The 12,843-nt window shown below is 37.1% G+C and carries 13 protein-coding genes and 2 tRNA genes; 8 read left to right on the top strand and 7 right to left on the bottom strand.

The genetic code is table 11. The annotated features are described in order from the left end of the window. Positions 1-62: 62 nt before the first annotated feature. The 4 genes from DEU40_RS05970 to DEU40_RS05955 all read left to right on the top strand — a co-directional run bounded on the left by DEU40_RS05970 (position 63) and on the right by DEU40_RS05955 (position 2,767). On the top strand, positions 63-1,307 hold the full coding sequence (locus DEU40_RS05970; protein ID WP_110008991.1) for a bifunctional folylpolyglutamate synthase/dihydrofolate synthase: 1,245 nt from the start codon (positions 63-65) through the stop codon (positions 1,305-1,307). Between the two features lie 42 nt (positions 1,308-1,349). Then, positions 1,350-1,424: transfer RNA gene (locus DEU40_RS05965), tRNA-Val, on the top strand. Positions 1,425-1,457: 33 nt separating this feature from the next. Continuing rightward, positions 1,458-1,532, top strand: a tRNA-Val gene (locus DEU40_RS05960). Between the two features lie 113 nt (positions 1,533-1,645). Continuing rightward, a complete protein-coding gene (locus tag DEU40_RS05955) occupies positions 1,646-2,767 on the top strand; it encodes a glycosyltransferase (protein WP_110008990.1) in 1,122 nt (373 codons plus the stop codon). Here the strand turns inward: DEU40_RS05955 and DEU40_RS05950 are convergent. Genes DEU40_RS05950 through DEU40_RS22610 form a run of 4 tightly spaced genes read right to left on the bottom strand, consistent with a single transcriptional unit; the run spans position 2,757 to position 5,516 of the window. Next, on the bottom strand, positions 2,757-3,728 hold the full coding sequence (locus tag DEU40_RS05950) for a glycosyltransferase family 9 protein (protein WP_228406451.1): 972 nt from the start codon (positions 3,726-3,728) through the stop codon (positions 2,757-2,759). The two genes, DEU40_RS05955 and DEU40_RS05950, sit on opposite strands and share 11 nt — an antisense overlap. Before the next feature lie 2 nt (positions 3,729-3,730). Next, positions 3,731-4,150 (bottom strand): SufE family protein, encoded by a 420-nt coding sequence (locus DEU40_RS05945; RefSeq protein ID WP_110008989.1) that lies wholly within the window; start codon positions 4,148-4,150, stop codon positions 3,731-3,733. Positions 4,151-4,194: 44 nt separating this feature from the next. Beyond that, positions 4,195-5,292, bottom strand: coding sequence for a glycosyltransferase (locus DEU40_RS05940; protein ID WP_110008988.1), 1,098 nt, complete (start codon positions 5,290-5,292; stop codon positions 4,195-4,197). Continuing rightward, positions 5,292-5,516 (bottom strand): uroporphyrinogen decarboxylase, encoded by a 225-nt coding sequence (locus DEU40_RS22610; RefSeq protein ID WP_110008987.1) that lies wholly within the window; start codon positions 5,514-5,516, stop codon positions 5,292-5,294. Before DEU40_RS22610 ends, DEU40_RS05940 begins: the two co-directional genes overlap by 1 nt. Positions 5,517-5,666: 150 nt before the next feature. On the opposite strand from DEU40_RS22610, the gene DEU40_RS05930 reads away from it, so the two are divergent. Further along, a complete protein-coding gene (locus tag DEU40_RS05930; RefSeq protein WP_110009144.1) occupies positions 5,667-8,201 on the top strand; it encodes an ATP-dependent Clp protease ATP-binding subunit in 2,535 nt (844 codons plus the stop codon). Positions 8,202-8,343: 142 nt separating this feature from the next. On the opposite strand, the gene DEU40_RS05925 is transcribed toward DEU40_RS05930, so the two are convergent. After that, the gene (locus tag DEU40_RS05925; protein ID WP_110009143.1) at positions 8,344-8,871 is read right to left on the bottom strand and encodes a hypothetical protein; all 528 of its coding nucleotides are present in this window, start codon (positions 8,869-8,871) and stop codon (positions 8,344-8,346) included. Between the two features lie 190 nt (positions 8,872-9,061). Between DEU40_RS05925 and mnmA the strand changes: the two genes are divergently transcribed. Further along, the gene (gene mnmA / locus DEU40_RS05920; RefSeq protein WP_110008986.1) at positions 9,062-10,249 is read left to right on the top strand and encodes a tRNA 2-thiouridine(34) synthase MnmA; all 1,188 of its coding nucleotides are present in this window, start codon (positions 9,062-9,064) and stop codon (positions 10,247-10,249) included. 126 nt (positions 10,250-10,375) lie between these two features. Then, positions 10,376-10,585: a hypothetical protein gene (locus tag DEU40_RS05915; protein WP_110008985.1), complete on the top strand. Its 210-nt coding sequence runs from the start codon at positions 10,376-10,378 to the stop codon at positions 10,583-10,585. 63 nt (positions 10,586-10,648) lie between these two features. Here DEU40_RS05915 and DEU40_RS05910 read toward each other — a convergent pair whose 3' ends face one another. Both DEU40_RS05910 and DEU40_RS05905 read right to left on the bottom strand, forming a co-directional pair. Beyond that, entirely contained in the window at positions 10,649-10,999 is a 351-nt protein-coding gene (locus DEU40_RS05910) for a hypothetical protein (protein WP_110008984.1), read from the bottom strand. A gap of 14 nt (positions 11,000-11,013) precedes the next feature. After that, positions 11,014-11,739, bottom strand: coding sequence for a glycine-rich domain-containing protein (locus tag DEU40_RS05905; RefSeq protein ID WP_110008983.1), 726 nt, complete (start codon positions 11,737-11,739; stop codon positions 11,014-11,016). 114 nt (positions 11,740-11,853) lie between these two features. Here DEU40_RS05905 and DEU40_RS05900 point away from each other — a divergent pair, with 114 nt between their 5' ends. After that, positions 11,854-12,750: a hypothetical protein gene (locus tag DEU40_RS05900; RefSeq protein WP_110008982.1), complete on the top strand. Its 897-nt coding sequence runs from the start codon at positions 11,854-11,856 to the stop codon at positions 12,748-12,750. Positions 12,751-12,843 lie beyond the last annotated feature (93 nt).

Raw genomic sequence — 12,843 nt, 5'->3', positions numbered from 1 at the left:
AAAAAAGTTACAGATTGAAAAATTATATTTTATTTTAAAAAAACTTTTGGGAATTTTGCACCATGACAAATGAACAATATCAGGAAGCTATCGACTGGCTTTTCGTACAGATGCCCAACTATCAGATAGATGGACAGAAGGCTTATAAACCTGGACTTGATAATATAACAAAGCTTTGTGCTTTCTTTGGAAATCCTCAGGATAAAATAAAGTGCATTCATATTGGCGGCACCAATGGAAAAGGTTCTTCAAGCAATATGCTGGCATCTGTTCTTCAGGAAGCCGGTTATAAAACAGGATTATACAATTCTCCCCATCTGATTGATTTTACGGAGCGTATTAAGGTCAACGGAAAAAACTGCAGTAAAGAATTTGTCTTTGATTTTATTCAAAAATTAAAGAAACTTCCTGAAGATATCCGTCCTTCATTTTTTGAGTTTACCACCATTATGGCTTTTGAATATTTTTATCAGCAGCAGGTAGATTTTGCTATTATTGAAGTTGGATTGGGAGGAAGACTTGATTCTACCAATATTATTAATCCTTTGATTTCGGCTATTACCAATGTTCAGCTGGATCATCAGAATATTCTTGGAGATACCATCGAAGAAATTGCATCAGAGAAGGCCGGAATTATTAAACACAATACGCCTATTATTTCCGGTGACGAAAATGAAGCTGTAAAAAATATCATTAAGGAGAAAGCAGCGAAAGAAAATGCTCCTTTGACAGATGCCACTCTTATCAATACAGATCTGGAATCTGATCTCAAAGGGAATTACCAGAAGAAAAATATCAGAATTGTATTGGCCGCAGTAGAAGAATTAAGGAAACTTAAAGTAAATATTTCTGATGAAGCATTGGAAAAAGGACTTCTCCATGTTCACCAGAATACAGGATTTATTGGCCGTTGGTTTGAATTTTCACAACATCCGCTTACCATTTGTGATACGGGACACAATCAGGCAGGTTTGGAGTATGTTTTTTCACAATTAAATTCGATTGACAGGCACAAGCATATTATTTTGGGGTTTGTGAACGACAAAAAAATAGATGATGTGATGAAATTACTTCCCGAAAATTCTGAGTTCTATTTTGCAAAACCATCCATCAACAGGGGAAGACACCCGGAAGATTATGAAAATCTGCTTCAGGAGGCGAAAATTTTTTATAAAATTTTTGATTCTGTACAGGAAGCGTATCTCTCTGCAAAAGAACGATGTACAAATGAAGAAATGATTTTTATCGGCGGAAGCAACTTTGTAGTGGGAGATTTTTTGGAAAAAAATTTGGAGATTAAAGAATAAGTCGTATATTTGCACCACTCTAAACAAGAGAACAAGTCTAGAGGGTTCTTAGCTCAGTTGGTTCAGAGCATCTGGTTTACACCCAGAGGGTCGGGGGTTCGAATCCCTCAGGACCCACAGAAAAGGAAACGAAACCTTTCAAAAAAATTCGGGTTCTTAGCTCAGTTGGTTCAGAGCATCTGGTTTACACCCAGAGGGTCGGGGGTTCGAATCCCTCAGGACCCACAAAAAATCTCTCAGATTTCTGGGAGATTTTTTTATTTTATCCCTAAGTATTTAAATGTCTCCTGCAGTTTTCCTGATATTTATCTACCTTTGCCTACATCGAATAGCCGAATTTGAAGCAGCTCCACATCATATCATTTAATTATCCCTACCCTCCTTCTTATGGCGGAATCATTGATGTATATTATAAAATCAAGGCCTTATCTGATCTGGGAATAAAAATTCACCTTCACTGTTTCATAGATAAGATCCCTTCAACCATTGACAGAGAAATTAAAGAGATTACAGAAAATGTATTTTTTTACAAAAAGAAGAAGAATCCTCTGCTTTATTTTTCATCAACGCCTTTCGCTGCTGCGATCAGAAAATCTGAAGAACTTATTAAAAATCTGGACAGGAATAAAGCTCCCATCTTGTTTGAGGGTTTACAAACCACCCAAATTATACGGTTTTTGAGAGAGAATGATCACAAACTCTACCTCCGTCATCACAATAACGAATCAGAGTATTATAAAGGCCTCTCTGTGTCTGAGAAGAATCCATTTAAAAAGATTATTTACAAAATTGAATCTGTGAAGTATTCCGGATATCAGAAAAAACTTTTAAAGCAATTTGAAACCGTATTCTGTCTTTCGGAGAAAGAATATCAGGAAGTAAAAGCCTGTTCGGAGAATGCGCAGCTTGTTCACATTTTTCACGGTAATACATCAGTAAAGGTATTGGATACAAAAGGAAAGTATTTTCTTTTTCACGGCGATCTCACCACTGCAGACAATAAAAGAGCATTAAATGAGACTATCGGTTTATTTAAAACGCTTCCGCAATATCAACTGATTGTTGCCTCCGATCGTGCCAGTGAAGATATTAAAAACAAAATCTCAGCAGTTGAAAATATCAGCCTCACTCCTATTCAAACCACAGAGAACCTTTATCGTCTTCTGGAAGGTGCTCATGCCAATATTTTAATTTCTTACCAGAATTCAGGAACCAAGGTGAAGCTTTTTAATACGCTTTACAACAGCCGTTTCGTGATTATTAACGGGAATATTACAGATGATCCGGTTTTAACAAATTTATGTCTGTATGGCGATGATATGAGCCAAATCCGCCAGCAGATTATCACCTCAGCTGAAAAAAACTACCATGACAATGAAAAAAGAAAGAGTATTTTAGAAGCAAGTCACTCCGATAAAGCTAAAGCAGAAGAAATAGTAAAGCTAATTTTTAAAAATTAACCCTGTCCACCACTTTCTGGATATTAAATTCTTCAAGACAGGCCCAGTCACCTCTGTAACATTCCTTATCTCCAAAGACAGAACATGGTCTGCAGCTCAGGTCTTTTACCTGAACAACATCTTCCTCACTTTGTCCAAATCCCAGAAATCCGGCGTAAGGATGAGTAGCTCCCCAGATAGAAATACATCGGGTTCCCACAAGACTTGCGAGGTGCATATTGGCAGAATCCATAGATATCATCAGTTCCAGTCCGGCAATATAATTGAGCTCTTCCGTAAGATTTAATTTTCCGGCAAGATTTTTTGTATTAGGAATCTCTGCTTCCCATTTTTCCAGAGTTTCCGTTTCTTTTTTACCTCCTCCAAAGAAATACACCGTATGTTTCTGAGCAAGAATTCTTACCAGTTCATACGATTTCGCCAAAGGAAGCATTTTCCCTTTATGCTGGGCAAAAGGGGCAAAACCAATCCCGGATTTTTGCGCCGAAACCGGCCTTAATTGATGGGAGAGTTCAACTTTGAAACCCATTTCACGGAAAACATCTGCATAACGTTCCACTGTTTTTTTCAGCTGTACCTTTTCCAGATTCCAGATATCCGTAAGATGCTCTTTTTCTTCTTTGCCTTTATCAATTTTAAAGACCTTGAGCCCTTTCCTTCTGTATATTCTGTCTAAAACCTTGGTTCGGATTACATCATGGAGATTGGCAATACAATCCGGATTAAATTCACGGATCAGTTCGTTACTCAGTTTTCTCAATCCGAAAAAACCTTTGTAATCATCCAGGTCAATCCCTTTAAAAGTTACATTAGAAATTCCTGCAAACAGCGCCGCAAAATTTTTCCTGGAAACCATAATAATTTCCACGCCGGGATTCTGTTCCAGAAATTCTCTGAAAACAGGCACGGTCATCGCAACATCTCCGAATGCGGAAAAACGATATGCTAAAATTCTGCTCACGATTATGATTTCAGTTGATAAGCAACTGCATAAAACTTGATCTGCTTGGTCATCGCCATCAATCCGTTGGCTCTGGAAGGTGAAAGAAATTCCTGTAGTCCTATTTCTGCAATAAAATCAAAATCAGAATCCAGGATTTCCTGAGTGAAATGCCCACTATAAATACTTACTAAAAGAGAAACGATACCTTTGGGTAAAATACCATCAGAATCAGCATTAAAGAAAAGTTTCCCATCTTTGAATTCAGCATCAATCCAAACTTTGCTCTGACAGCCTTTAATCAGATTTTCTTCTGTTTTCTTATCTTCCGGTAAGCCTTTCAGTTCTTTTCCAAGATCAATGATGTACTCATACTTTTGCTCCCAATCGTCAAGAAAAGCGAATTCGTCTATTATTTCCTGCTGTTTTTCTTTAATGGTCATTTTAAATCAAATTTCTTTTGCAAAGATAACCAATTTTGTAAAATTTATTTACGTGACGCTTTTTCAAAAAGCTGAAGAATTTTCGTCTCTTCATTCTCCCAGCAAAATACGTCTGCTGCCTTATTTAATTCGCTCTGATAATACTGTCTTCCATTCTGAAGAACAAGATTAATTGCTTTTTCAATGGTTTCAGGCCGGTGATCCGGAATAATTTCTCCTACATCAAACTGATTTTTTATCCTTTGCATTTCCGGGAAATTAATCATGACCAGTGGCACTCTCGACTGGATATAATCGCAAACTTTATTAGGAAGTGAATAATAGTAGCTTACTCCGTTATTTTCTTCGAGACTGAATCCTGCGTCAGCGGTTTTGGTGATTTCCCTGAGGTTTTCAGGTTTCAGTTTACCCAGGAAAAATACTTTATCCTGAAGTTTCTCCTGAATCACAAGTTCTTCGTATTCTTTTTTCTTCGGGCCGTCGCCTGCAATTTTCAGAACAGCATCTTTAATATGATGCATGGCCACAATCATTCTTTCAATTCCCCTCGACTGATTAATCGCTCCCTGATACAGAATGATCTTTGGATGATTTTCAGGAATTTCCGGTGCAAAAAGAATTTTTCTGGGAATATTTCTGACCACAACCGGATTGACATTATATTGTTCATGGAACCATTCCGCATAGCTTTCACTTTCTGTCATCATCAGTTCCATATGGGGAACCAGCTTTCTTTCCAGCACTCTCCAGAATTTCTGAGAAAACCTGTTTTGAACAGATGGCATTTCCGTGAAAATTTCATGGCTGTCAAACACCAAAGGGATGTTCAGTTTTCTGGCAATGAGATAATTTGGCAGAAGTGCATCAATGTCATTGGCATGGAGAATCGTATCTTTGTCCGCTTTTTTCTTCAGTTCTTTGTATAATTTCCAGTTGAATTCAAAATAAGCGGTCTTTAAGCTTTTAGATTTTAATCCTATTCTGGAAAAGGGATAAGGACGTTCCATTTTTTCATTTCCTTCCCAATCGTTACCAATCAGATCTATGGAATACCCGTTATCAAAAAGGGTTTTGCACACCTTCTCTATCCGTTGGTCAGTATACAGATTACTAAAAGCAGAAGTAATAATTTTTTTCCTCATCAATCTTTCTTGTCTAGTATTAAATAATAGATTTGAATGAAACAAATAAGCCCGTTTGGTATGATAACCGGCCAAAGCATTCCATTAAAGATACCATAAATGACAAAACAAATACAGCCAATCATGTTAACCACTCTGATTTTTTTTACATCTTTCAGTATGAAACTCAATACGATAAAAAGAGAAGCAGAATAGCCAATGTAAGTGGTAAGTTCAGGATTCATGGGGAAAATTTAAGGTTACAAACTTAATCATTTTCAATAAGATAATAAATTTTTTTCTGCCATAAAGTCATTAATTGATTTTTGGTAAAATATTTGTAATTTAGATAATGAATAAAAGGTAATGTTGCCTTTGTTCTAATGAGATATATTATGGATTATAAGTTTTCACAAGGTTTGAGCCAGGTGTTCAAACAAAGCAAAAGCGAAGCTAAAAGGCTGAAAAGTGAATTTCTTAATACAGAACATCTACTTTTAGGTATTATAAAAACGGAAAACTCTGCAAAAGAAATCCTTCAAAACCTTAATGCGGATTTAACACAAATCAGAAGAAAAATTGAAACTCTAAATACAGCAAGTCTTAATCCTATTTCTGAGGAGGTTACCAATATTTCTTTCACTAAGATGGCAGATCATGCGATCAAACGTGCAGAGTTAGAATGCCGACAGTATAAAAGCAATGAAATTAATACCGTTCACCTGCTTTTAGGTATTCTTTATAAATATGAGGACCCTACTTCAAATATTCTGGGAGCTTATGACATCGACTACGAAGGAGTTTCAAGAGAGTACCAGACTATGCTTAAAAATTCAGGCCAGTCTCCACAGATGAGTGCTTACGATGATGATGATGAAAGAGAGGAATTTGAGCAAATGAGAAAACCTGCAGGAAATCTAGGTTCTGCAAAAAGTAAAACCCCTACATTGGACAACTTTGGTAGAGACCTTACTTCTTTGGCCAGAGACGGAAAACTGGACCCTGTAATCGGGCGTGAAAAAGAAATCGAGAGAGTTTCTCAGATCTTATCGCGTAGAAAGAAGAACAACCCGCTTCTTATCGGGGAGCCGGGAGTTGGTAAATCTGCCATCGCTGAAGGTTTAGCATTAAGAATTCAACAGAAAAAAGTGTCCAGAGTTCTTTACGGAAAACGTGTGATCACTTTAGACCTGGCAAGTTTAGTTGCCGGAACTAAGTACCGTGGTCAGTTTGAGGAAAGAATGAAGGCCATCATGACGGAACTGGAGAAAAACAGAGATGTCATCTTATTTATTGATGAGCTTCATACCATTGTAGGAGCTGGAAGTTCTACGGGAAGTTTAGATGCTTCCAATATGTTCAAACCGGCTTTGGCAAGAGGTGAAATTCAATGCATCGGAGCAACTACTCTGGATGAATACCGTCAGTACATTGAAAAAGACGGAGCGTTAGAAAGAAGATTCCAGAAAGTAATGGTGGAACCAACTTCTATTGATGAAACCATTCAGATTCTGAACCAGATCAAAGATAAGTATGAAGAGCATCACAATGTCATTTATACACCTGAAGCGATTGCGGCGTGTGTCAATTTGACATCAAGATATATAACAGACCGTTTCTTACCGGACAAAGCAATTGACGCAATGGACGAAGCCGGATCCCGTGTTTATATCAAAAACATGAAAGTTCCTACTGAAATTATTGATTTTGAAAAGAAAATCGAAGATATCAAAGAACTGAAACAGAAAGCGGTAAAAGCTCAGGACTATCTTGAAGCAAGAAAACTGAAAGATGAAGAGGAACGTCTTCAGATGGAACTGAATTCGGCTCAGGAAAAATGGGATAAGGATGTAAAAGAGAAAAAAGAAACCGTAACAGAAGAAAATGTAGCGGAAGTAGTTTCTATGATGAGCGGAGTTCCTGTAACGAAAGTTGGTAAGAACGAGCTTGATAAATTGGCCCAAATGGATGAGAAGCTTAACGGAAAAGTAATCGGCCAGGAAGATGCTGTGAAGAAAGTAGTGAAAGCTATTCAGAGAAACAGAGCTGGTCTTAAAGATCCTAACCGCCCTATCGGTACCTTTATTTTCCTTGGAACAACCGGGGTTGGTAAAACCGAATTGGCGAAGGTAATGGCCAGAGAGCTTTTTGAATCCGATGAATCTCTGATCAGAATTGACATGAGTGAATACATGGAGAAATTCGCGGTTTCGAGATTGGTTGGTGCGCCTCCGGGATACGTTGGATACGAAGAAGGTGGTCAGCTGACAGAAGCGGTAAGAAGAAAGCCTTACGCAGTAGTTCTTTTGGATGAGATTGAAAAAGCTCACCCTGATGTATTCAATATTCTGTTGCAGATTTTGGATGAAGGACACGTTACAGACAGCTTAGGAAGAAAAATTGATTTTAGAAATACCATCATTATTCTGACTTCAAATATCGGAACAAGAGATCTTAAAGATTTCGGAGACGGTGTAGGATTCGGAACTTCTGCGAAGAAAACCACTTCAGACTCAAGAGCGAGAAGTACCATTGAAAATGCCCTTAAAAAAGCATTTGCACCGGAATTCTTAAACAGAATTGATGATATTGTGATCTTCAACTCTCTTGTACAGGATGATATCAAGAAAATCATTGATATTGAACTGAATAAGCTTTATGGCAGACTTGAAAAATTAGGATATAAAGTGGATCTTACTGAAGAAGCAAAAGACTTTATTTCTGAAAAAGGATGGGATAAAGATTTCGGAGCAAGACCACTGAAACGTGCAATTCAGAAATATATTGAGGACTTATTGGCAGAAATGCTGGTAAACAAGCAATTGAGCGAAGGAGAAACCGTAATTCTTGATCTTAATGAAGCAAAAGACGGACTGATCGGGAAAACACAGAAAGCTAAGAAATCGGCTGAAAAGTCTTCTCAATCTTAATTAAATAAATAATTTAATTTCAAATAGAAAATCCCCGGGAAGTTTCCCGGGGATTTTTGTTTTGTAAGCTTTGGCTGAAGCCGGATGAATTTTGTTTTCTGACTAAACGGGCTAAAGCCCGTTCCTCTTGATAAATGAACACTTAAAGTCCCACCACAAAACCAATAGTCGGAATCAGACCGCTGGAAAATACACTGGAATTCTGTTTCCAAAGCACATTGTACATTAAACCCAGCTGCATGAAGGAATTATTCCCGATCCGCTGCATATATCCTCCTCCAAGGTATAATGCATTCTCTTCCGTGTTATATTTATAATCGTAATATTTATCTTTGTAATCAACAAAATAATGCTGATAGTTGGCTCCCACGTAAAATGATCTGGCAAAATAATAGTTGACAAAAGGACCTACTCCAAACATAGTAGATTTATAGTAATCAGAAGTCTGCCACGACACACTTCCTACCACACCGCCTTCAAAATCATCTGTAAACCTGTAACCTACTCTTGGTGATGCGGACAGATTAAAAGCGCTGTTACTTCCAAATCCTAATCCAATGCCTCCTCCGAAAGTCCATTTGCTGTTTTCCTGTACCGGCGTACCTACTGAAATTTGGGAAAATGCTGATCCTGAGCTGATCAGCATCATAGAAATAATAAACTTTTTCATATATACTATTTTTGTTTTTAAAGCTATGTTCTCGTCTGTTTCCGTTTGCAGAGAAACTGATAAAAAGGGAATCAATATGCTATCGTTTTTATCAATGTTTAAAATTATGGTTTTTTTACGAATTTTTTAATTGTATTTTTGCCACATCAAACTAAGAACTCCCGTTAAGAGTTTCGTAAAATTGAATACAATGAAAGTAGTAGTAGGCCTCTCCGGAGGTGTAGATTCTAGTGTTACAGCGTATTTGCTGCAGCAGCAAGGCCATGACGTAGTGGCTTTATTTATGAGAAACTGGAACGATGCTTCCGTAACATTAGAAGATGAATGTCCCTGGATTGAGGACAGTAATGATGCCCTTATGGTAGCACAAAAGCTTGGAATTCCTTTCCAGGTGATAGACATGAGTGAACTTTACAAGGAGCGTATCGTTGACTATATGTTTGCCGAATATGAAAAAGGCAGAACTCCCAACCCTGATGTATTGTGTAACAGAGAAGTAAAATTCGATGTGTTTATGAAGACCGCAATGTCTTTAGGTGCCGATAAGGTAGCAACAGGACATTATGCAAGGGTAAATTCTACTTTTGATGAAAACGGTAAAGAAATTTTCCACCTTCTGGCCGGAAAAGACAATAATAAGGATCAGTCTTACTTCCTTTGCCAGCTAAGCCAGGATCAGCTTTCAAAAGCGTTATTCCCAATTGGAGAACTTACAAAGCCTCAGGTAAGAGAAATTGCAAAAGAAATCGGACTGGTAACGGCAGATAAAAAAGATTCTCAGGGATTATGTTTTATCGGAAAAGTAAGCCTTCCCCAGTTTTTACAACAGCAATTGAAACCTAATGAAGGGGAAATCGTAGAAATTTTCAAAGATTCTCCTCTATTTTCGGAAGAAAAACCTGAATTCTCATCCAAAGAAGAAGAACTTGAATTTTTATCAAGAAAAATCCATTATAAAAAATCTGACGGAAAGGTAATCGGAAAACATCAGGGTGCCCAGTTTTTCACGATCGGACAAAGTAAAGGCCTTGGTATAGGCGGACACAAAGAAAGCTGTTTTATCATTTCCAGAGATATGGAAAACAACATTCTTTTCGTAGGAGAAGGAAGCCATTTCCCGGGACTTCATAAAAAAGCTCTGAAAATTGATAATTCTGAACTGCACTGGGTACGTGAAGATTTGAGACTTCAGAACGGAGGATCTATGGAAGTAATGGCCAGATTCAGGTACAGACAGCCTTTGCAGAAAGCAACCCTGTATCAGTTTGAAAATGCTTTTTATATTGAATTTGATGAACTTCAGTCTGCTATTGCTGAGGGACAGTTTGCATCATGGTATATTGATGAGGAGCTGATCGGCAGTGGTGTTATTTCATAAGAGTTTCGGGGTACGGGATTCGGTCATTGAGATTGTTTTTTTAAAGAAAATATTTTTTTGAAATTTTTCTGTAACGTTTTTTAAGTTATCATACTTACTGAGTAAATAACAATAAAAAATACTACTATGAAAACATCTACAAAAAACCAGTATGCTTATGTAAACAATATTCTGATTGCGGTTGTATCCTCTATTTTCGGTTATAATCTTTATCAGGCCATTGTACATCCGGAAAACTCCAATATCGCGATCAGTCTTATTTTGGTAGTCCTGACTTCCGTTATGGTTCGGAAATATGGCTATAAGCCCGTAAAAGAAGAAAAGAAAGATATTTAATATCAACAGTACATGATAAAGCCCGGAACATTTTTGTTTCGGGTTTGTTTTTAATAATAAGTTTTACTTTATCTTTTCATTGACATGACCTGAGATAAAAATCAATGTAACAATACATTCTGCTATTAAGATCATAACAAGAAACCCAACAGGTTTTCCCAACAAGAACCCTCTGATAAGCTTGATAATTCCCAACAAGAAAATAAATCCTGCGAAATAAATTGTCGTTCCCGAAATGGTTTCTTTCAAAGAATTTAGCATAAAAAACGAAGCGTAAAATCCTAGAACCAGAATGACATAGAACTTCAAAAAGTCAGGTCCTTTAAGAATAACCGGATTAAATGTCTGATGAACTGTCATAAGCCATATAAAGCCTATCACAACCGGAGCTGAATGAATGATGAGTTTTTTCATAATGATGAGTTTTATTATCCACCACAGCCTCCACATCCACCGCAACCACCGCAGCCGCCTCCTCCGCTGCAGCTTGAGCCACCACAACTTCCTCCGTCATTATTTTGCTTATCTTTTCTGTTATGGTCAGAAACCTCCTGATCTCCTATGATTGAAACGATAGTTCCCAGAATAAAAATAATCCCGAATACAACTCCAGTAACCATTAACCCTGAAAAGTTATCTCCTTCTGTACACGAAAATAAAAGCAATAACACCAATATGGGAGCAAAGAAGGCCATTTTTCTAATCCATGATTGCAATGTTGACTTTTTCTTACGCTCTCTCCAGATTTCTTCGGGTGCTTCCTGCCGGAATATGGTCTGATAACTGTCTAATGTATCTTCAAACCAGTTCTGATGTCTTTCTTTTTCCGCAGAACCTCCTTTGGATGGATGATGATGAAGTGGTCTTTTTAAAATATGAGGACAGAATTCCTCCCAATAATTCTGCGTATAAATCAGATGCATATGCCAAACCTTGTCAACGATGTTACTGGGAGAAGCTCCATGAGGAAGAACACAGCAGAGATACACGAACTTTTTGTATTCTTCAATTGCTTTTCTTGCGAAATCCAGACTCCAGCGTTCTTCTTTTGCGAGTTTTTTTGAGAAAGGGAACTCGACACCGGGAGCATCCAGAGAAAATTCCTGTATTCTGTTCCAAAGGGACTCATCTTGTAATAGCATTTTTGTTTCCATTGTTTTGATTTTTGTTTTTCTACTCAAATATCCATGGATTATACAATATAAAAGTCTTTCAAAAATCTTTTTTAGTTTGATAAAAATCTTAAATTAGTCTTATAAATAAACACCATGAAAAAGGAAGATATCCTGCATCTTGAAAAGCTTATGAATTTCTTAAGCCGGCAATTTTTAAAGAAAAACCATTGGAAAGATGTGACCAAAACCGAATGGTCTTATATAAGCGCAGAACTGAACGACCTGATTATTAACGATCATTCTGAAAAACAGATCAAAAAAGAGCCAGATCTTCTGGGAACGAATTATCTGTATGAACATCTGATCATCAATAAACTGAAAAAATTTAAACAGAATGAAAATGCTGCTTTAAGCAGACCCAGCCTTGCCAAACTGAGTTTAATTGTCAAAGTTTTGGGTTATTCCAATTATATAGATTTCATCAATTCAAATACGGAGGCATTCAATTTTAATGATTTGAGGATCGATATGAATAATGCCGATATGAATACGGCACTTTTAGACCGCTTAGTAGGCTGCTGGTATTCTTATAACAGAAATCTACCCGATAATCCTTTGATGGCAAAAGAAGACCGTATATGGCGCTCTGCGATGGAAATTTACAAGTCTGAAACCACCGGAGAATATTTTATTGAAAGAAGCGGTGGTGATCATCACAAATACTTTGGAAAAGTAACAGCCTATTCTGATTATGTTTTCATCATCATGAACAGCAATACTTTTATTCGTCAGAGACATTTCATTTCAAGGATAAAGGATATTAAAGAAAAACTTAAGAACCCAGACTATAAACTCCACGAAATCCACTTTATAAGCACCTGCATTAGCTTCAATCAGGAGCCGATTGCTTTGTTTGAAATCTTCAGAAAAGCGGACAGAAAAAACTTCATTTCTGATTCCATCAGTTTTCCCATTGACAGTGACGAAATACCTGAATCAATTGTCAAACAACTTGAAGACACCGAATCTAACAGAATAGATTACAGATAGTTTAAAAAAAAATTATCGGACAAAAAAATAATTCAACAATAAACATCATCATCAATCTCTATATCATGGCCCCGGAATAAGACTATTTCGGGG

Origin of the sequence: Chryseobacterium sp. AG844 (assembly GCF_003182335.1) — a bacterium.
GTDB lineage: Bacteria > Bacteroidota > Bacteroidia > Flavobacteriales > Weeksellaceae > Chryseobacterium > Chryseobacterium cupriresistens.
The sequence above is the reverse complement of the archived record's forward strand: the minus strand, read 5'-3'. Positions and strand labels throughout refer to the sequence as shown.

Coding starts and splice junctions, on each gene's coding strand:
- DEU40_RS05970 (WP_110008991.1), top strand. CDS start 63: ATGACAAATGAACAATATCAGGAAGCTATCGACTGGCTTTTCGTACAG.
- DEU40_RS05945 (WP_110008989.1), bottom strand. CDS start 4,150: ATGACCATTAAAGAAAAACAGCAGGAAATAATAGACGAATTCGCTTTT.
- DEU40_RS05940 (WP_110008988.1), bottom strand. CDS start 5,292: ATGAGGAAAAAAATTATTACTTCTGCTTTTAGTAATCTGTATACTGAC.
- DEU40_RS22610 (WP_110008987.1), bottom strand. CDS start 5,516: ATGAATCCTGAACTTACCACTTACATTGGCTATTCTGCTTCTCTTTTT.
- DEU40_RS05930 (WP_110009144.1), top strand. CDS start 5,667: ATGGATTATAAGTTTTCACAAGGTTTGAGCCAGGTGTTCAAACAAAGC.
- DEU40_RS05925 (WP_110009143.1), bottom strand. CDS start 8,871: ATGAAAAAGTTTATTATTTCTATGATGCTGATCAGCTCAGGATCAGCA.
- mnmA (WP_110008986.1), top strand. CDS start 9,062: ATGAAAGTAGTAGTAGGCCTCTCCGGAGGTGTAGATTCTAGTGTTACA.
- DEU40_RS05915 (WP_110008985.1), top strand. CDS start 10,376: ATGAAAACATCTACAAAAAACCAGTATGCTTATGTAAACAATATTCTG.
- DEU40_RS05910 (WP_110008984.1), bottom strand. CDS start 10,999: ATGAAAAAACTCATCATTCATTCAGCTCCGGTTGTGATAGGCTTTATA.
- DEU40_RS05905 (WP_110008983.1), bottom strand. CDS start 11,739: ATGGAAACAAAAATGCTATTACAAGATGAGTCCCTTTGGAACAGAATA.
- DEU40_RS05900 (WP_110008982.1), top strand. CDS start 11,854: ATGAAAAAGGAAGATATCCTGCATCTTGAAAAGCTTATGAATTTCTTA.